This window comes from Pseudomonas sp. MC6 (assembly GCF_054790575.1).
This window is the reverse complement of the sequence record NZ_CP186504.1, coordinates 4,676,867-4,695,527: the sequence shown is the minus strand read 5'-3', so window position 1 is coordinate 4,695,527 and position 18,661 is coordinate 4,676,867. Positions and strand designations below refer to the sequence as shown.

20 protein-coding genes and 1 tRNA gene are annotated in these 18,661 nt (G+C 58.3%); 9 read left to right on the top strand and 12 right to left on the bottom strand.

The annotated features are described in order from the left end of the window. Position 1: 1 nt before the first annotated feature. Positions 2 to 976 (bottom strand): alpha/beta hydrolase family protein, encoded by a 975-nt coding sequence (locus ACOYXE_RS20940; RefSeq protein ID WP_160054950.1) that lies wholly within the window; start codon positions 974 to 976, stop codon positions 2 to 4. A gap of 68 nt (positions 977 to 1,044) precedes the next feature. Then, complete coding sequence (locus ACOYXE_RS20935; RefSeq protein ID WP_405122490.1) at positions 1,045 to 2,103, bottom strand: PDDEXK nuclease domain-containing protein; 1,059 nt, start codon at positions 2,101 to 2,103, stop codon at positions 1,045 to 1,047. Positions 2,104 to 2,362: 259 nt separating this feature from the next. Between ACOYXE_RS20935 and ACOYXE_RS20930 the strand changes: the two genes are divergently transcribed. Both ACOYXE_RS20930 and ACOYXE_RS20925 read left to right on the top strand, forming a co-directional pair. After that, a complete protein-coding gene (locus ACOYXE_RS20930; RefSeq protein ID WP_460926531.1) occupies positions 2,363 to 2,812 on the top strand; it encodes a carboxypeptidase regulatory-like domain-containing protein in 450 nt (149 codons plus the stop codon). 76 nt (positions 2,813 to 2,888) lie between these two features. Continuing rightward, the gene (locus tag ACOYXE_RS20925) at positions 2,889 to 3,179 is read left to right on the top strand and encodes a YceK/YidQ family lipoprotein (RefSeq protein ID WP_160054958.1); all 291 of its coding nucleotides are present in this window, start codon (positions 2,889 to 2,891) and stop codon (positions 3,177 to 3,179) included. Here ACOYXE_RS20925 and ACOYXE_RS20920 read toward each other — a convergent pair. From ACOYXE_RS20920 to ACOYXE_RS20880, 9 genes are all read right to left on the bottom strand, one after another. After that, a complete protein-coding gene (locus tag ACOYXE_RS20920) occupies positions 3,176 to 3,529 on the bottom strand; it encodes a hypothetical protein (RefSeq protein WP_116029282.1) in 354 nt (117 codons plus the stop codon). The two genes, ACOYXE_RS20925 and ACOYXE_RS20920, sit on opposite strands and share 4 nt — an antisense overlap. After that, positions 3,526 to 4,359, bottom strand: a complete 834-nt coding sequence (locus ACOYXE_RS20915; RefSeq protein ID WP_238785194.1) for an alpha/beta hydrolase — start codon at positions 4,357 to 4,359, stop codon at positions 3,526 to 3,528. Before ACOYXE_RS20915 ends, ACOYXE_RS20920 begins: the two co-directional genes overlap by 4 nt. A 44-nt stretch (positions 4,360 to 4,403) precedes the next feature. Next, positions 4,404 to 5,195, bottom strand: a complete 792-nt coding sequence (locus ACOYXE_RS20910) for a TSUP family transporter (protein WP_160054964.1) — start codon at positions 5,193 to 5,195, stop codon at positions 4,404 to 4,406. Between the two features lie 76 nt (positions 5,196 to 5,271). Further along, positions 5,272 to 6,351, bottom strand: coding sequence for a hypothetical protein (locus tag ACOYXE_RS20905; RefSeq protein WP_460926530.1), 1,080 nt, complete (start codon positions 6,349 to 6,351; stop codon positions 5,272 to 5,274). Between the two features lie 598 nt (positions 6,352 to 6,949). Further along, positions 6,950 to 7,025: transfer RNA gene (locus tag ACOYXE_RS20900), tRNA-Phe, on the bottom strand. A 104-nt stretch (positions 7,026 to 7,129) separates the two neighbouring features. Then, positions 7,130 to 7,402 (bottom strand): oxidative damage protection protein, encoded by a 273-nt coding sequence (locus tag ACOYXE_RS20895; RefSeq protein ID WP_008024947.1) that lies wholly within the window; start codon positions 7,400 to 7,402, stop codon positions 7,130 to 7,132. After that, positions 7,399 to 8,466, bottom strand: a complete 1,068-nt coding sequence (mutY, locus tag ACOYXE_RS20890) for an A/G-specific adenine glycosylase (protein WP_160054970.1) — start codon at positions 8,464 to 8,466, stop codon at positions 7,399 to 7,401. Before mutY ends, ACOYXE_RS20895 begins: the two co-directional genes overlap by 4 nt. Further along, positions 8,463 to 10,688 (bottom strand): AsmA family protein, encoded by a 2,226-nt coding sequence (locus ACOYXE_RS20885; protein ID WP_405122484.1) that lies wholly within the window; start codon positions 10,686 to 10,688, stop codon positions 8,463 to 8,465. The genes mutY and ACOYXE_RS20885 overlap by 4 nt, the downstream gene beginning before the upstream one ends. 78 nt (positions 10,689 to 10,766) lie before the next feature. Then, positions 10,767 to 11,171: an acetyl-CoA sensor PanZ family protein gene (locus ACOYXE_RS20880; protein ID WP_160054976.1), complete on the bottom strand. Its 405-nt coding sequence runs from the start codon at positions 11,169 to 11,171 to the stop codon at positions 10,767 to 10,769. Positions 11,172 to 11,394: 223 nt separating this feature from the next. Between ACOYXE_RS20880 and ACOYXE_RS20875 the strand changes: the two genes are divergently transcribed. From ACOYXE_RS20875 to ACOYXE_RS20845, 7 genes are all read left to right on the top strand, one after another. Further along, on the top strand, positions 11,395 to 13,059 hold the full coding sequence (locus tag ACOYXE_RS20875) for an OFA family MFS transporter (RefSeq protein WP_160054979.1): 1,665 nt from the start codon (positions 11,395 to 11,397) through the stop codon (positions 13,057 to 13,059). A gap of 273 nt (positions 13,060 to 13,332) precedes the next feature. Beyond that, positions 13,333 to 13,926 (top strand): imidazoleglycerol-phosphate dehydratase HisB, encoded by a 594-nt coding sequence (gene hisB, locus ACOYXE_RS20870; RefSeq protein ID WP_007909204.1) that lies wholly within the window; start codon positions 13,333 to 13,335, stop codon positions 13,924 to 13,926. Continuing rightward, the gene (gene hisH, locus ACOYXE_RS20865) at positions 13,926 to 14,564 is read left to right on the top strand and encodes an imidazole glycerol phosphate synthase subunit HisH (RefSeq protein ID WP_075947168.1); all 639 of its coding nucleotides are present in this window, start codon (positions 13,926 to 13,928) and stop codon (positions 14,562 to 14,564) included. Before hisB ends, hisH begins: the two co-directional genes overlap by 1 nt. Continuing rightward, positions 14,565 to 14,825 (top strand): DUF2164 domain-containing protein, encoded by a 261-nt coding sequence (locus ACOYXE_RS20860; protein ID WP_003220751.1) that lies wholly within the window; start codon positions 14,565 to 14,567, stop codon positions 14,823 to 14,825. A gap of 101 nt (positions 14,826 to 14,926) precedes the next feature. Next, on the top strand, positions 14,927 to 15,664 hold the full coding sequence (gene hisA / locus ACOYXE_RS20855; protein WP_003220753.1) for a 1-(5-phosphoribosyl)-5-[(5-phosphoribosylamino)methylideneamino]imidazole-4-carboxamide isomerase: 738 nt from the start codon (positions 14,927 to 14,929) through the stop codon (positions 15,662 to 15,664). A 9-nt stretch (positions 15,665 to 15,673) separates the two neighbouring features. Then, positions 15,674 to 16,444, top strand: coding sequence for an imidazole glycerol phosphate synthase subunit HisF (gene hisF / locus ACOYXE_RS20850; RefSeq protein ID WP_007909211.1), 771 nt, complete (start codon positions 15,674 to 15,676; stop codon positions 16,442 to 16,444). Positions 16,445 to 16,525: 81 nt separating this feature from the next. Further along, a complete protein-coding gene (locus tag ACOYXE_RS20845; protein ID WP_460926529.1) occupies positions 16,526 to 17,281 on the top strand; it encodes a substrate-binding periplasmic protein in 756 nt (251 codons plus the stop codon). On the opposite strand, the gene ACOYXE_RS20840 is transcribed toward ACOYXE_RS20845, so the two are convergent. Next, on the bottom strand, positions 17,262 to 18,638 hold the full coding sequence (locus tag ACOYXE_RS20840) for a Vps62-related protein (protein ID WP_160054994.1): 1,377 nt from the start codon (positions 18,636 to 18,638) through the stop codon (positions 17,262 to 17,264). The two genes, ACOYXE_RS20845 and ACOYXE_RS20840, sit on opposite strands and share 20 nt — an antisense overlap. Positions 18,639 to 18,661: the final 23 nt, after the last annotated feature.

Genomic DNA, 18,661 nt, shown 5'->3' with positions numbered 1-18,661 from the left:
CTCAGCTGCGCGGGACTTGCCGCCCGGGTGTGTCGGGGGCCAGTGCGCCGGTTTGCAGCCAGGTCAGAGCGATGGGCCATAGTGTGGCTTGGTATGCGCTGCGAAAAAAGGCGAAATGTCCGACTTGTTGTTCGCCGATGTCCTGCGGCTCGATGCGCAGGTGGGTTTTTGCAGCGTTGTCGAAGTAACCGAGCAGGCGTTCGATCGCTGGAATCGTGCCGTAGGGATCGTCGCTGATGCTGATGGCCAGAGTCTGCGCGTGGACGTTAGCGAAGGGCAGGGCGCCGCTCTTGTTCATCAGTGCGCGACCACTGGGGCGCCGTTCGTAACGCGCAGCAGGCGTGCTCCAGTCGCGTACAACGCCGGTCGGCGTATCTTCCAGCCAGCCGAGTCGCTTGCCGGGGAAAAAGCCGCAGAACAGTGTCAGCAACGGCATCATCACATGCCATTTGCCGAACATGCGCCAGCGCTGTTCGGGGGCGTAATCGCGCCAATAGGCGAACTGCGCACCAACGGTGACCAGCCGTCGGATAACCTGCCCGGACTCGCCCAGACCCGCCGCACAACCGCCGAAGCTGTGGCCGACCACATCAATCGGCTGACCGGGAAACTCGCGTTGCGCGCGTTTGAGCATCGCTTCGAAATCCAGTGCGCCCCAATCTGTCCACGAGGCGTTCAAGCCTTTGATCGAAGTGGACCGCGATTCGCCGATGCCGCGGTAGTCGTAGGTCATAACGTCAAAGCCGTTTGCGAACAGATAAGCCGCGAAACGCGAGTAGTGGCGGCAACGTACCGACGTGGCGGCGCTGATGATCACTACTGGGCGTTGGCTATCAGGCAAGAACTGACGCCAGGTGAAACCGCCAAGTGCAAAGCCGTCGGCGGCAGCTTCTTTGAAAGGCTCACCTTGCTCAGCAGTCAAGGTTGGCGACCCTGACTGCATGTCTTGCCTTGCGGGCGTGTCCTGACAGCTCATGACGCTCGACCTGGAAGAATAAGCTGACAACGATAGTCTCAGCGCCGCCCGGCAACAATCCGCACGTTTTACTCGGAGGATTGAGTGAGCATGCGCTCCTCGATCAACGCCTGTTCGCGATTGAGCTCTGCGCGTAACTCGTCTTCACTCGGCAGTATCGTTTTGTAACTGCTGGCGAACAGTTGCTCATTACCCTTGAGCATTGAGTAGCGCGCCACCGAGTCGTTGCTCTCGGCAGACAGGATAATCCCGACTGTCGGCTTGTCGCCCTCGCTGCGCATGAGTTCGTCGTACATGCGCACATACATGTCCATCTGTCCGACATCGCGGGCGCTGAGCTTGCCGCGCTTGAGATCAATGATCACAAAGCATTTGAGCAGGTAGTTGTAGAACACCAGATCGATGTACAGATCGACGCCGTCGGTACTGATGCGTTGTTGGCGGGCGACAAAGGAAAAGCCTTTGCCCAGCTCAAGCAGAAAGCCCTGCAGATGGTCGATCAGAGCTTGTTCGAGACCGCTTTCCCTGACCTTGCCGGCTGAGGGCAGACCGAGAAATTCGAGCATGACGGGATCGCGAATGAATTCACGCGGATTGCATTTCAGCGCTTCGATATTGGTGGTGGCTTCTTCGATGACATCGGCTTTGTCGCGACTCATGAGAAGCCGTTCGTAGTAGAGCGTAAGGATCTGGCGATCGAGGGCGCGGCTCGACCAGTTCAGGTTGGCGCATTCGTCCATGTACCAATGGCGTGCTTTTTCATTGGTCACGCCCAGAAGCCGACGATAGTGGGTCCAGCTCAATTCGGAACGCACTGCGTTCCAAATTGGAAACAACTGATAAAAGCTGCGCATGTATCGCAGATTACGATCATCAAACCCTTTACCAAACTGCGCCGTCAGATCTTTCGCCAACAACCCCAACAACTGTTTTCCATAGCCCGCACGCTGGGCTCCCTCTTGTTCAAACTCGACAATATGCCTGCCGATCTGCCAGCAGGTTTGCACTTGAATCGTGTCCACCGCACGCAGCACTTTTTGCCGCGCCTGGCGAATCAGTTCGCCCAACTCCCCCAGCAACGAATCGATTTTCGGGTCTTGCGTGTCAGCAGGTTTTAGCGGGCTCATCGGCTCTTCCACATCGTTGGAAACAGGCGTCAAAGCATGCCAAGAGTCGTCGCGCGGGTATGTCGGGCGAGACGGTGATGTGGGACGGAAGAAGGGATTGATGTTGCAGGACGTTGCCGCTGAAAGAGGCGTCAGAGGGTAATGGCCTGTAGTCCATTTCGTACATGCGCCAAGTTCCAAACAATCTAAAACCCACCCCGATACGCAAAATCTAAAAGGAGTAACGGTTGGGTTCTACACGAACCCGGGAGTCGTGATCATGAAACGCGTTCTTTCATTCATGCTGCCCATCGCCGCCGTCGCTGCACTGTTGTTTCCGGTGATGTTGCAGGCAGCCAGTCTTGAGCCCATCGACAGTGCCGGGGTGCAAGTTCATCAGCAACAACAGAGCGGCGTCACTTATCTGGCCGGCGGGATCGGTGAGGATGAGGCGAAGGCCATTCAGCAAAGCAGCGGTTATAACCTGCACATGACGTTCGCTGTGGGCGCGCAAGACGAGTACACCGCTGATGTCGATGTGATGATTGAAAAGTCGCTAGGGCAAACCATACTGACGCTTAACCAGACGGGCCCGTTGGTATACGTGCAACTACCTCCCGGCAAGTACACGGTGGTGGCCACGCGTAAAGGCGAAACGCGGCGCGACGTGACAGACGTTGGCGCAGGCGTTCCGCGCAATCTGGTGTTCCACTGGAATGACGCGGGATAGCGATGGATGTGATTGCAAAGCCTGGGCGCGGGTACAATCCCGCGCCTCTCGTTTTGTGATGTAAGGAAGCGCCGGTTTGAAAGGGATTTTACGTGCGGTTTGTGTTGCTGGCCTCGGGTTGCTGTTGGCCGGCTGCGGAACGTTTATCGGGCGTTTGAATGACGGTTTGTCCGATGCCCAGTATTACCGAGGGGTTGATGGCAACCTTCACCTGCTGGGCGTGCGTGGCGGCGGCAGCGATGGTATGCCGGCGGCGATCGTCTGTTACATGATGATTGTCTGTCCGCTCATCACTGTTGTATCCCTGCCAGTGGACGCCGCTCTGGACACAGTTCTGCTGCCTGTCGATTACATCAATACGCTTTAGGTTTTCTTTGCGCGGCGTTTGCTTTTCGGCGTGTGCACGGGCTCTTGAACCTTGCGATAGATCCACACGCCGAACACTCCAACTGCCAGCAGAAACACTGTGCCAACGCTCTGCCAGACAAACTCGAACCAGAACTGCCGAGGCTGCAGGGCCAGGGTGTAAGTGCTGCGCGGGCCGCGGTTATTGGTGGTGATAGAGCCGGTGATCCAGCTGTCGATCAGCATCCAGATCGACAACCCAATGGCGACAGTAATCAGCAGAGCAACGAGAACAGTCAGCCAGTAAGTCACCCGACTTGGGCGATAGGGCGGCGGATGGGGCAGAGGGACGCGGGTTTTCCTTTGGTTCATGACACTTGGGACCTGTTTCCGGCATTGATGAACTGCGTTATCTCGTTCGCCAACTCTGCGGCGCGTAGCGGGTTTTCCCTGAGCCACGTTGATACAGCGTGGTCGCAACCCGGCAGCACGATCTTTCTGAATTGAAGGGGGCCCAGGCTCTTTTCAATGGCCTCGATAACCTCATAGGGAATGGCGCTATTGATCATGCGCGCGCCCAGTTGCTGCGTCCCGGCAGATGTACCGGCGATCCCGCCAAACGCGGTTGCCCGAAGGCCGTCGTATTCGCCGATCACCAGCAAGACCTCCCCTTCGAACGTGCGCAGGAACTCCAGCGATGTCGAGTCGAGAAAACCGTAAGGCACCGAAATGGCACGTTTGAACGGTGGACCAAACGGTTGCTGCCAGGCCGCCTCCGCGTACAGGGCGGGACAGAACAGCACAATGCGCCTGACTGAAGCGCGATGCGCTTGCGCCACCTTGAGTGCCAGTGCACCGCCCAGACTGTGACCGATCACGGTGTTGAGTTCGGCGCCAAGATGACCGGCAAACTGCAAAGCCTCCTGAAGGTTGTGCGCCAGCGAAGTTTTTTCAAGAGCGATGTCGGTGCAGGGGTTGTGACCTGAAAGATTGAAGCTCAGGCTGGCAACTCCCAGCGCCTGCAAGGGATGCAGGATGGCGTTGAGTCGCGAATAGTCAGAGCGGGCACCGTGAATCGCCAGCACTGTTGGCATTGGCGATTCTCCGGCGCAGCCCGCCAGTACCCGACCTTCCAATTGGTAGCCCGCGAAGGTTTGCGCAAAGAAAAACTCAGGGCCGGTTGGCGCCTCGTCGAACTGCAATCGAGACCGAAGTCGAGACGCGCCGGTCAACGCCAACCGACTGATCACAGGGCTGCCAGGGTGTGCAGGACAGCAACACGCAATGGATTGGTCTCCACGCTCAGCAGCTTGATCGCCAAGGCGCAGCAGACCACGATCAACATGGGTTTGATCAAGCGTGGGCCGACGCGCACGGCGGCTCTGGCGCCGAGTTGTGCGCCAAGAAAGGCTGCCAAAGCCATGGCAATCGCGATCGGCCAGATGATCACGCCTTTGGTGATGAAAACTGACAGCGAACCCAGGTTGCACGAAGCGTTGGCCAGTTTGGTGAAGCTCATGGCCCGCATCATGCCAAGCCCGCAGAGCAGCACGAAACCGACGATAAAGAACGAGCCTACACCCGGACCGAAGATGCCGTCGTAGAAGCCCAGGATCGGCGCCACGGTGAACGAGAACAGTAGAATGCCGATTCTCTTGCGACGATCCTCATGGGCCAGTTTCGGCGAGAGCGCAAAGTAGATCGCCACCAGAATAAGCATGACGGGCACGCACACTTCCAGATAGCGCTTATCAATAGAACTGACCAAGAGTGCTCCGCTGGCGCCGCCGAGAAATGCGCAGATAACCAGGAAACGTCCTTCGCGCCATTCAATCATGCCTTTGCGAGCGAAAGTGACCGTGGCCGAAATAGTCGCCGACGCGGCCTGAAACTTGTTGGTGGCAATCGCACTGATCGGGTCGACACCGGCCAGAAACAAGGCAGGCAAAGTAATCAATCCACCTCCCCCGGCAATCGCATCAAAAAAACCGGCGCAAAAAGCCACGAGCGCCAACATGCCAATTACATCCCAAGCCATTACATTTTCCCTTTTATAGTTATTGGCCAGCCATCCACATGACTGGCCATTCTGCAGCTTTGACGTGCGGTAAATATCAGCCCTGAATCAGCAGCGGATCGTCTGAAATGACGATCGGCGACGAGAACTTCGACAAGCCGAAGATGCGCACCAGTACACGTCGATTGTCTTTGATGACATCACGACAGTGCAGGGCCCGGACGTTATTGATCACCATGGCCGATTCTTGCGTCAGTGTGTATTGCACCGGTGTTGCTTTACCCACGCTTTGACAAAGCGCGGAATAAGCCTCTTTTACAAAGTCCGAGGCGTTTTCGTTGACCGAAAAACGGTAAGAGTTGAATCGCGCGGCGAATCCGACGTTGTCATCGAACTCCAGAATCGAAACATTACGGCCGTCTTCGCCCTTGCCATTTACGAAAGAGTCGCTGCGGGTGAACTGGAAGCTGCCAGTCGTCAGTGCGAGGCATCCAGTGACGCCGATTTCGTCCAGCAGAGGTGGCAGCGGAATCACCGAGGTCGGTTCCAGGCCTGGATTCCACAGCGCCGATAGAATCAACGACGAAGGCGAGGGCGAGTGCCCGTCCTGCGCGTTGACGGCGCACCAGTACGGCGCTTCGGTGTGCGGGCCGAGCGCGAGACCGGAGTGGGAACTCAGCTCTTTGATTTCCGGTTCATCATTGATTTTGGTCAGTCCGCCGCCCTTGAAGTTGGCGACGAGTCGGACCAGTTTGCCTTCGTTGTCCATGTCGTAGGCAAAGGAGCTGTTATCTACCAGTTTCAACAGAATCTGATTACGTGCCGCCAGACACAGTACGTCGTGACGATTCTCCAGAGCGGCCAGCTCGGGAAGTTCATCCGGTGGGCTGGTCTCGGTGAATGTTTGCATCCCCTCAAAAATCAGCAGGGAAACGAGGCCGTCGGAGTACGCGGCAAGCAGCTCGCATTGTTCCTTGGAAAACGAAAACTTCAACTCGGTCGCTGCCAGTGAGGCTTTGGACTTGGCGCCGGCGGCTTGTGGCCCGCCCATGGTTGCCAACTCTGCAGAGAATTTATGCAGCAGCTTTGCTTGTTGCGTATCAAAACTGAAAGTTCTGACTTCCTGTTCAACTAAAGACTCAACGGTTTTATTAGTGTGTTGTAGGACTTCGGTCATTGTTTACATCCCTGTCGTATCGGCTCCCTTTGTATTTTTTTGTGGGAGCTGTTGGCTGTTTCGATGATGCAATGCGTGCCGAGCGCACGCACAGATCCGGACGTGGGCGAGTTGATACAGGTCTGGTTTTTTCGGGAGGGCACAGGGCGCTGTGACGCGACAGTTCAAACAAATGTTGAATGCCGGGTCCGTGTTTGCTGTCGCTTGCCTGACAGTTGAAACAACAGCAGATGACCTGCGCTGAGGTCTTGTCCTCCATGACAACTTTATGAGGGGGCTTGGTTCTGCGAGCGATCCTGCTCGCAGACGCAACTCTCCTGCTGCCTGCTATAACCTCGATAGGTTTCGAGGGTTCGAGGGTTCGAGGGTTCGAGGGCGCGGAGTGCGTTATTCGGGTAATGCGTTAAATGCCGGTCATCAGGACTGAAGTACTCGGCGATTATTTTCGACAGTCAGCAATGACCTGCCGGAAAAAGCTGACGGAGCCTAACATCAAAATAATGGCCAGCAAAAGCACTGGAAGAGGGGATGAAGCGCGGCCTGTTAAATCGCAGGCATAAAAAAACCCTGAATCTTGCGATTCAGGGTTTTCGGTATTTGGTGCCCAGAGACGGAATCGAACCGCCGACACGGGGATTTTCAATCCCCTGCTCTACCGACTGAGCTATCTGGGCAACGGGGCGCATTAAAAGGGTTTTTCGGATTTACGTCAACGACTTTTTTAAAATTTCTTAAATTAATTCCGTCGCTTACGATCCGACCCCCGATTTTGCAGGGTTTACTCTGCAGGCGGAACGTAGCCTTCGGCCTTGGCGTATTCCTCGCCGGAGAAGTACTTGTCCATTTCGCCCTGAAGATATTTGCGGTCTTCGGCGTTCATCATGTTCAGACGCTTTTCGTTGATCAGCAGGGTCTGGTGTTTCTGCCAGTCAGCCCAAGCCTTGGCGGAGACGTGGTCAAAAATATCCTGACCTTTGGCGCCCGGGAAAGGAGCACGTTCCAGCGCGGGCAATTCTTCTTTGTACTTACGGCACATGATAGTGCGGGTCATGGCGACTCTCCTGCATTCAAGACGGCGGCCGCGCGTTCGAGCAAGGTTTTGACCGGGGCGGCGAGGCCCAGGCGCGGCGGGGTGGCGAGGTTATACCAGAGCCAGTCGGCCTCGGCCACGTGATGGGCGGCCTCCTGCACCTGAACCAGCCAGGGTTCGATGGACAGCTGGAAATGGCTGAACGTATGGACAAGGCTCGGCAGCGCCTGCTGCTCGCCCATGGTCAGCGAGTGCTGATCGGCGAGATGTTGCAGGTCGTCGAGGTCATCGAGTTCCGGCAGGCTCCACAGGCCGCCCCACAAACCTGTTGAGGGGCGGCGGTAAAGCAGAATCGCGCCGTCGCCATTGGCGAGCATCGGCATCAGCGTGCGCTTCTGCGGGATGGCTTTGCGCGGCTTGGGAATCGGGTAGCGGGTTTCGAGGCCGAGCATGTGCGCCTCGCAGCCACGCTCCAGTGGACACAGCAGGCAACTCGGCTTGCTGCGCGTACACAGTGTGGCGCCGAGATCCATCATCGCCTGGGTGTAAGCGTTGACCCGATCGTGCGGCGTAAAGCGCTCAGCGTTGGCCCAGAGCTGTTTGGCGACCTTCGGCTCCCCGGGATAGCCCTCTTGCGCGGTAAAGCGTGCCAGCACGCGTTTGACGTTGCCGTCGAGAATCGGCGCGCGCAGGCCCATGCTGATGCTGGCGATGGCACCAGCGGTGGACAGGCCAATGCCCGGCAGATCCGTAAGCTTTTCAACGTCACGCGGAAATTCGCCGCCGTACTGGCTGACGACAATCTTTGCGGTCTTCTGCAAATTGCGTGCGCGGGTGTAGTAACCCAGCCCCGTCCACAGATGCAGCACTTCGTCTTCGGGGGCTTCGGCCAGCGCTTCGACCGTCGGCAGCGCGGCCATGAAACGGTCGAAATAGTTGAGCACCGTGCTGACCTGGGTCTGCTGCAACATGATCTCCGACACCCATACCCGATACGGGTTGATGTCCTGCTGCCAAGGCAGATCGTGGCGGCCGTGGCGGTCGAACCAATCCAGCACCGCCGTGGAAAATTGCTCCGCTCTCATCGCTTGAACAGCCCCTTCAATGCGTTTTTCAATTCCGGGCTGACCTTGTCACCGAGTTTCTCGTCGATCTTCTCGCTTAGCTTGTCGCCGGCCAGCTTGGTTGCGACCTGACCGAGGCGATCGTTGTCGACGCGGCAGGCCTTGGCGCCCAATTCGAGCGGGCCACGGCAGCGCAGCGGCCATTCGACACCGACGAATTTTTCGCCGACCTGGCACGCCGGATCCGGCATGGCGCTGGTGTCGCCTTCGACGATGATGCCGACGCGATAGTCCATGCCAAGTACGCGCAGGTCGATGTCGCCGTCACCGTTGACGGTCATGCCGGGGATGCGCACCTTCAGATCCGGGTTGCTGGCAATGCCATTGCGGAAGGTCAGGTTGCCTTTCAGCTCCTGGAACGGTGTGTCCTTGCCGCGTGGCTCGCCGCTGAGGGTTTTGCGGTTAAGCGTGGCGATGCCTTTGCACAGTTGCTGTTCAAGGTTGGCGTTGAGCAGCACGCCGTTGTTGATCACGAAACTGGCGTTGCCGTTAAGCGTATCGATCAGTGCCTGCTGGCTGTTACCGCTGCCGGTGACGTTGCTGGTGAGGGTTACCAGACCTTTTACCGGCGGGTTCTTGCCTTGGCTTTCGAGGATTTTTTCTACGGGGACGCGGTTGAGTCTGGTCTGCAGGTTCAGCACTGGCGCGCTCGGACGCACATCAAGTGTGCCGTTGGCTGCGAAGCCGCCGTTGTACAGCTCGCCGCTCAGGTTGGTCAGGGTCAGCAGGCCGCCCTGGCCGGTGGCTTTCAGTGCGGCGTTCTGGATCGGCAATTTGTCGAGAGTCAGCTGGCCGAAGGTCAGGTCGGCGTCCACATCGAGTTTGGCTAAACGTTCAACCGGTAACAAGCGCTCGGTGCTCCAGGCGGTTTTGCTCGGTTTGTCCGGCAGAGGCGTGGAGCCGGCACCGGCCATGGCATCGGCTTCAGTGCTGGCAACTTCGGCCTGGCGCGTTTGTGTGGCGTTGGCGGCTTTTTCCGATTTTGGTGGCAGGTAACGGTCAGCGTTGAACGTGTCAGCCTTGAGGATCGCCCGCAACGATTGCTTGGCGAAGTCTTCGACGGCGATGCGGCCGCTGAAGCTGCTGTCGTCGAGTTTCAGGTTGATGTTGTCGAAGGCGATGCTGGTTGGCGTGGCAGCAACGCGGCTGACCAGTTCGACCTTGCTCAGACTGCCTTCGGCCATGGCCGGAAGTTTCTGGCCAACGCTGTCGACGAATTTCGCCAGATCGAACTGGGCGATGGAGATGCCGCCGCTGATCTGCGGGGTCTTGTCGAGGTCGTTGGCTTTCAGTTCGCCCAAGGCGCGCAACTGGTTGGCGGAGATCTTGATGCCAGTCCATTCGGCGACGTTCGCGGCTTTGTCCAGCGATAACTGGCCCTGAGCTGCGAATGTCATGGTTTTGCCCTGCAACGGATCACCGGCCAGTTCGCCGGACAGCTTCATGTCTTCGAACCTGTAGCGTTGCAGCGCGCGCTCGATGCGCAGCTCGCCGGTGAGTTCGGTACGCACGCGCAGAACCGGCTGATTAGTACCGAGGAATGCAGTGGCTTTCACCGGGATATTGGTCGAGTCGTGTACCGGGCCGGTGCTCAGCTGGATACTTTCGGCGCTGAATTGCTTGCCGGTCTTCTCGTCGTTGTATTCAACGCGGGCGTTGTTGACGGTCAGGCTGTCGATGTCGAGGCGGATCGGCTGCGGCGGTTTTTCCACTGCAACAGGGGCTTCGCTGGCCTGCTGGCCCGGGGTAGCGGCTGGCGGCGTTGCTCCGGCAGGGGCGGGCACCTTGCCGATGTCTTCCCAATTGCCGTGGCCGTCCTTGTCGCGGTTCAGGCGCAGGTTCAGGCCTTCGACGCGCACGTCGCTCATCTGCACTTCACGGCGCAGCAGCGGCAGCACGCGCACGGACAGACCGAGCATCTGCAAATCGGCAAACGGTTCGGCAGGTTTGACCAGGGTGGCGACGCTGGCCTCGTGCAATTCCAGGCCAAGCCATGGGAACAGGCTCCAGCCGATATCGCCATTGAGCGTCAGCTCGATGTGGGCCTTGTCGCGGGCTATCTGGCGGATCTCGTCTTTGTAATCGTTGGGATCGAAGAGGTGGGTCAGGGCAAAACCTGCCGCCACGATGATCAGCAACAGCCCGAGAAGTACCAGACCCAGGATTTTGCCGAACGCTTTCATGGGCGAGTCCTTGTAGTTAGTCGAATTCGTAATTTAGCCGGGGAGTATAGCGCTGCAACCACCCGGTTCGCTGTGACGTCATGTTGCCAGGACCTCCAGCGGTACCTGCAACTTGGCGGCCAGTGCCTGAGCCTCAAGATGCTCCGCAGGGGCCAGCAGGCGCAGTTCGGCCCCCGCTTGCGACGCCATTTTCTGCGCTTGGTTCACCAGCCGTTCGGCAACCCCACGGCGGCGGGTAACTTTTCTTACGCATAAATGGGACAAGTACCAGACGTCGTGGTGCCTTTGCAGAATGGCTGCACCGAGCAAGCGGTCGTTGAAGCGGCCAGCAATAAAAGAGCCGTCTGCGAGGGCGCCTTCGATCAGGTCAGCCTCCCCGGAAAACGGCGTGAACAGCCATTCTGGCGCGTCGCGATAGATCTTCTGCAGATCCTGTTGATCCTGATAGCTGGCGTCTTTCAAGGCTTGGACAATGATCGGCATGACGTTTTCCTGGTGGTACGAGAACAGATGACAGAAAAAAGGTGATATCAGTTTGGTTTTTCTGTCACGTGCAAATGGTAACCTTCGCCCGTTCGTCCGTCCTTCTGCGACTTAACGTCGCGCCTTCAAGGAGCTTCACCCAAAAAAACGGTCATGCCTGCGTGCATAAAGGCCGGGGGTGAACAGTGGCTGGCGAACCATACTAATAATTGGGGGATACACAATGAGCACGAGCATCACGGCGGACGGCCTCAAAGCCGATCAGCCCGCGTTCCTGTCCAAGGAACGCATCATCGCCAAGCCCGGTTTCAACCGTTGGCTGGTTCCACCGGCCGCTCTGGCCATCCACCTGTGCATCGGCATGGCCTACGGCTTCTCGGTGTTCTGGTTGCCGCTGTCCAAGGCATTGGGCGTGACTGCTCCGGTGGCTTGCGCACCGGACATGAGCTTCATCGCACAAGTGTTCTCGTCGCAATGCGACTGGCCGATCTCCATGCTCGGCTGGATCTACACGCTGTTCTTCATCTTCCTCGGCTGCTCGGCAGCGATCTGGGGTGGCTGGCTGGAACACGCAGGCCCGCGTAAGGCCGGTGTGGTATCGGCACTGTGCTGGTGCGGCGGTCTGCTGATTTCGGCGCTGGGTATCTATACCCACCAGATTTGGCTGATGTGGATCGGCTCCGGCGTGATCGGTGGTATCGGTCTGGGTCTGGGCTATATCTCGCCGGTTTCGACCCTGATCAAGTGGTTCCCGGACAAGCGCGGCATGGCCACTGGCATGGCGATCATGGGCTTCGGTGGCGGCGCGATGGTCGGCGCACCGCTGGCAACCGCGCTGATGAGCCACTTTGGCTCGGCTGAAGGTGTTGGCGTCTGGCAGAGCTTCGTGGCCATGGCTGCTATCTACTTTGTGTTCATGATCGGTGGCGCGCTGGCTTACCGCGTGCCGCCAACCGGCTGGAAACCTGAAGGCTGGACCGCTCCGGCGAAAAAGGCTTCCAATTCGATGATCACGCATCGCCACGTGCACGTGAATGTGGCGTGGAAAACCCCGCAATTCCGTCTGGTCTGGCTGGTGCTGTGCCTGAACGTATCCGCCGGTATCGGTATCCTCGGCATGGCTTCGCCACTGCTGCAGGAAGTGTTCGGCGGCAAGTTGCTGGGTGTTGATGTGCCATTTGGCCAGCTCGATGCCGGGCAACTGGCGTCGATCGCGGCGATTGCTGCCGGTTTCACCGGTCTGTTGAGCCTGTTCAACATCGGTGGCCGCTTCTTCTGGGCCTCGTTCTCGGACTACCTGGGCCGCAAAAACACCTATTTCGTGTTCTTCGCCCTGGGTTTTGCCTTGTACGCGCTGATTCCGAACATGGGTCATTTGGGCAACGTTGCACTGTTCGTGGCGGCGTTCTGCATCATTCTGTCGATGTACGGCGGCGGTTTCGCCACGGTTCCGGCGTACCTGGCTGACCTGTTCGGTACGCAGATGGTTGGTGCGATCCACGGTCGTCTGCTGACGGCTTGGGCTGCGGCTGGCGTGCTGGGTCCGGTGTTGGTGAACTACCTGCGTGAATATCAGCTGAGCATCGGCGTTGAACGTGCTGCCGCATACGACATCACCTTGTACATCCTCGCCGGTCTGCTGGTGTTGGGTTTCCTGTGCAATCTGATGGTGCGTCCGGTGGCCGACAAGTACTTCATGACCGACGCGGAACTGGCGGCCGAACAGGCGCTGGGCCATGACAAGGGTGCTGATGCCAGCACGGTTCTGGAGTGGAAAGCCGCGCCGGGCAGCAAGCCGCTGGCGATCGCTGCGTGGCTGGTGGTGGGTATTCCGTTGGCGTGGGGTGTGTGGGTGACCCTGCAGAAGACGGCGGTATTGTTTCACTAAGGTGTTAGCTGCATAAACACCGAACCTGTGGGAGCGAGCCTGCTCGCGAAGACGGAATGTCAGTCAACTTAATTGTTGGCTGATCCGCCGCATTCGCGAGCAGGCTCGCTCCCATATTTGTTTTTGCGCTGCCTGTAATGGCTTGTATGGACATGTCTACCCGCGACAGCCGGGCGTTCTATCCGTCAGCCATCTCACCTCTCGTGTTTCTGTTTCGGCCCCGCGTGCCTATAATGGCTGCCTTTTTCGCCCAATGATTTTGCGGAGCTGGTGATGGCCGAACGTAAGGCGTCTGTCGAGCGCGACACTCTGGAAACCCAGATCAAAGCCTCGATCAACCTTGATGGCACCGGAAAGGCCCGATTCGATATCGGTGTTCCTTTTCTTGAGCACATGCTGGATCAGATTGCCCGTCACGGGTTGATCGACCTGGATATCGAATGCAAGGGCGATCTGCATATCGACGACCACCACACGGTGGAAGACGTCGGTATCACCCTCGGCCAGGCATTTGCCAAAGCCATCGGCGATAAAAAAGGCATCCGTCGTTACGGTCATGCCTACGTGCCGCTCGATGAAGCGCTGTCGCGCGTGGTGATCGATTTCTCTGGTCGTCCAGGCCTGCAGATGCACGTGCCGTACACCCGCGCCACCGTCGGTGGCTTCGACGTTGACCTGTTCCAGGAATTCTTCCAGGGCTTCGTCAACCACGCACTGGTCAGCCTGCACATCGACAACCTGCGTGGCACCAACACCCACCACCAGATCGAAACCGTGTTCAAGGCTTTCGGCCGCGCGCTGCGCATGGCCGTCGAGCTGGATGAGCGCATGGCCGGGCAAATGCCATCGACCAAAGGCGTTCTGTAATGCAGACGGTTGCAGTTATCGATTACGGCATGGGTAACCTGCACTCGGTGGCCAAGGCCCTCGAGCACGTCGGCGCCGGCAAGGTGTTGATCACCAGCGATGCCAACGTGATTCGCGAAGCTGACCGCGTGGTGTTCCCGGGCGTTGGTGCGATTCGCGATTGCATGGCGGAGATCCGTCGCCTCGGTTTCGATTCGTTGGTGCGCGAAGTCAGTCAGGATCGTCCGTTTCTCGGTATCTGTGTCGGCATGCAAGCGTTGCTCGACACCAGCGAAGAGAACGACGGCGTCGACTGCATCGGCCTGTTTCCGGGCGCGGTGAAGTTCTTCGGCAAAGACCTGCATGAAGACGGCGAACACCTGAAAGTCCCGCACATGGGCTGGAACGAAGTGCAGCAGAAGGTCAGCCACCCGCTGTGGCATGACATTCCGGACATGGCGCGTTTCTACTTCGTGCACAGCTACTACATCGCTGCCGCTAACGCGCGGCAAGTGGTCGGTGGCGGTCATTACGGTGTCGATTTCGCTGCGGCGCTGGCCGACGGCTCGCGTTTCGCTGTGCAGTTCCACCCGGAGAAGAGCCATACCCATGGCCTGCAATTGCTGCAGAACTTCGCCGCGTGGGACGGTCGCTGGTAAATGGCTGCCAAGAAGTCCAAACCGCCGATCCTGACCCTCACTCCCGAACAGGAGAACGAGGCCAATCGCAAGATTCAGCGGTTCATGGAAGACCGTTTCGAACTCGATCTGGGTTCGTTCGAAGCGGCGGAAATTCTTGAGCTGTTTACCCGCGAAATTGCTCCGCACTATTACAACAGGGCGATTTTCGATGTGCAGACCCACCTCAAAGAGCGGTTTGAAAGCATCGAAAGCGACCTGTGGGCGCTCGAAAAAAATTAGGAGCAGCTGCAAGCCGCAAGCTTCAAGCTGCAAGAACTGGTACACCGCATGCTCGCAGCTAGTCGCTTGCAGCTTGCCGCTCTTTTGACGAAGGAAAAAGCATGCTGATTATTCCCGCTATCGATCTTAAAGACGGTGCCTGCGTACGTCTGCGCCAGGGCCGCATGGAAGATTCCACGGTGTTCTCCGATGACCCGGTGAGCATGGCTGCCAAGTGGGTGGAGGGCGGTTGCCGCCGTCTGCATCTGGTCGATCTGAACGGTGCTTTCGAAGGTCAGCCAGTCAATGGCGAAGTGGTCACCGCAATCGCCAAACGCTACCCGACCCTGCCGATCCAGATCGGTGGCGGCATCCGTTCGCTGGAAACCATCGAGCACTACGTCAAGGCTGGCGTCAGCTACGTGATCATCGGCACCAAAGCCGTTAAAGATCCGGCGTTCGTCGCTGAAGCGTGCCGTGCGTTCCCGGGCAAGATCATCGTCGGTCTGGATGCCAAAGACGGTTTCGTCGCCACCGATGGCTGGGCTGAAATCAGCACCGTGCAGGTCATCGATCTGGCCAAGCAGTTTGAAGCCGACGGCGTCTCCTCGATCGTTTATACCGACATCGCCAAAGACGGCATGATGCAGGGCTGCAACGTACCGTTCACCGCTGCGCTGGCCGCTGCCACGAAGATCCCGGTGATCGCTTCCGGCGGTATCCACAATCTGGGTGACATCAAGTCGCTGCTCGACGCCAAGGCGCCGGGCATCATCGGCGCCATCACGGGCCGGGCGATCTACGAAGGCACCCTCGACGTCGCCGAAGCGCAAGCTTTCTGCGATTCGTACCAAGGCTGAGGACTGACCATGGCGCTGGCCAAACGTATCATCCCTTGCCTGGACGTGGACAACGGCCGGGTCGTCAAAGGTGTGAAGTTCGAAAACATCCGCGACGCCGGTGACCCGGTGGAAATCGCCCGTCGCTACGACGAGCAGGGTGCCGACGAGATTACCTTTCTCGACATCACCGCCAGCGTCGATGGCCGTGACACCACGCTACACACCGTCGAGCGCATGGCCAGTCAGGTGTTCATTCCGCTGACCGTCGGCGGTGGTGTGCGTACCGTGCAGGACATTCGCAATCTGCTGAATGCCGGCGCGGACAAGGTATCGATCAACACCGCTGCCGTGTTCAACCCGGAATTCGTCGGTGAAGCGGCGCAGCATTTCGGTTCGCAGTGCATCGTCGTCGCCATCGACGCCAAGAAGGTTTCCGGCCCGGGTGAAACCCCGCGATGGGAGATCTTCACCCATGGCGGGCGCAAGCCAACCGGCCTCGACGCGGTCGAGTGGGCGAAGAAAATGGAAGGCCTCGGTGCCGGTGAAATCCTGCTGACCAGCATGGATCAGGACGGCATGAAAAACGGTTTCGACCTCGGTGTCACCCGCGCTATCAGCGATGCGCTGGGCATTCCGGTGATCGCTTCCGGCGGTGTCGGTAACCTGCAGCATCTGGCCGACGGCATCCTCGAAGGCCACGCCAGCGCAGTCTTGGCGGCGAGTATTTTCCACTTCGGCGAATACACCGTTCAGGAAGCCAAGGCCTACATGGCCAAACGCGGCATCGTGATGCGCTAAGCTCAAAATCGATACAGGCCAGTGGACACCATGGCGCACCCAAGGCACTCTTGGGCACGCCATGGATTTCGGTAGCCCGACATGATCAAACGCCTGCTTCTTGTTCTCGCCAGCACATCAATGTTGCTCATCAACACTGTCCGGGCCGAAAACAGTCCCGACACCGATCTGGTGCTTCTCACCGAAAACTTCCCGCCGTACAACATGGCGAAAGATGGCAAGAACTTCGCCAAAGGCGAGAACATCAATGGCATCGCCACTGACATCGTCCGTGAAGTGTTCCAGCGTGCCGGCATCACCTATAGCCTGACCCTGCGTTTTCCATGGGAGCGTGTCTATAAACTCGCGCTGGAAAATCCCGGTTATGGCGCCTTTGTGATGGCGCGTCTGCCGGACCGTGAAAAACTCTTCAAATGGGTTGGTCCCATCGGCCCCGATGACTGGATCATGCTGGCCAAGGCTGACAGCAAGATCACCCTCGAGACTCTCAACGACGCGCGCAAGTACAAGGTTGGCGCCTACAAGGGCGATGCGATTGCCGAGACGTTGGCCGAACAAGGCCTGAAGCCGATTGTGGTGCTGCGCGATCAGGACAACGCGAAGAAACTGGTCAATGGTCAGATTGATCTGTGGGCCACCGGTGATCCTGCCGGGCGCTATCTGGCGCGGCAGGATGGGGTCACCGGCCTGAAAACCGTGCTGCGCTTCAACAGTGCCGAGTTGTACCTGGCGCTGAACAAGGACGTCTCCGATGAAGTCGTCGCCAGGCTTCAGGCTGCGCTGGATCAACTGCGCAAGGAAGGTGTGGTCGACGAAATCATGGCGCGCTATCTATAGCAACCTCCAGGTCCGGTTGTGGTTGCGCGCTAACGTTGGTGCCATCGATGTCCGGATCTGCCGGGGTGTCTGTCTTCAGTGGCGGACATGCGCTGACGACCGCGACGGACTCCGGCGGATATTGCGTCAACAGCACGCTTGAATCGTCGGTATAACCAAAGTCGACCGCTACTTGAGTGCCGTCTTCCCGTACCAACTCGTAATGGCTTTGCAGCTGATAAACCGCGACGGCTGTTTGCTTCGGCGCCATGCCAATCACCACTTGAGGTCGTAGCTCGTTCCAGCCGCTGGAAGACGTCTCGGTGTGGGTCAAACTCTTCGGCAGGCAGGCTGAGAACTTTGTCAGGCGGATATCGCTGAGAGGCATGGTCGGCCAGGCTTTGACGATTTCCATGGCGGTAAAACCCTGGAACATGCGCATCGTCACCGCGTTTTGCGCACGCGGCGCCGTCCATTTAACGGCCCGATACTTGTCCGACTCATTGCGTTCGTGACCAATGAGCAAGTATTCGTCAGTTCTTTTCAGTGCGTAGTAGGGCGAATTGCGAAATTGTTCGCCGGGATGAGCATGGTCTCGCACTACAAACCAAGGCAGGTGGGCAATCTGGGTGACAGTGGCAGGTTCGTTTACTGCGGGCTTCGCGTACCCGGTCAGAATCGGAATTGGCGGCGGTGCGCTGACTTGTAGCGGGATTTGCATGCGCAGGCTGTACGCCGTCGAGGGTGCTACAGGCTTGCTATAACCCTGGATGCCCACGAAGGTGCAGGGCGCAAAATGGATGTCGCCTGCGGCGGCAGTCGGCGGTTCGATGCCAAAGGCGCTGAAACTGAGTTTGGCGCCGCTGCCCTTGTCATTCCAGATCAACTCGCCGACGTTCGCTGCGATCACCAGGTCGAGCCTGACGCAGCGCACCGAGTTCAACGAAGGTTTGCAGTGATCGTTGGAGCACACGAGCCCCAGAGCGACGTAGCCTACAGGGGCCAAAGGTCGCCAGATCGACATGGGTGTGACACTGGGCGCCCCGGTTTCTTTCCAGACAAGTTCAAAGTCGACAGGGCGGGCCAGTGCCTTCCCTTTAGTGCTCTGGGCCCCTTCCATATCTTTCTCGCAGACCACCGCTGCGACCATTTCGCCATTGATATTGGTGCCGCCGGGAATGAGCACGTCGCCCAGCGGAAAGTAGCCCGGCAATGCATCCGGAGCAGGGGTGGGGCGCCAGAACGTGGCGGGTTTTGCTTTGGAACCGTTGGTGCTCCAGACCCGGTGAAACTCCGTGGTGAAGTTGATCAGCAGATTGTCCTGCGTGATCGGTTCCATCTGCTTGGGATGGGCTGCGGTGTTGTCTTCGATAGTCATGATGATTCCTGATAGTTGAAAGC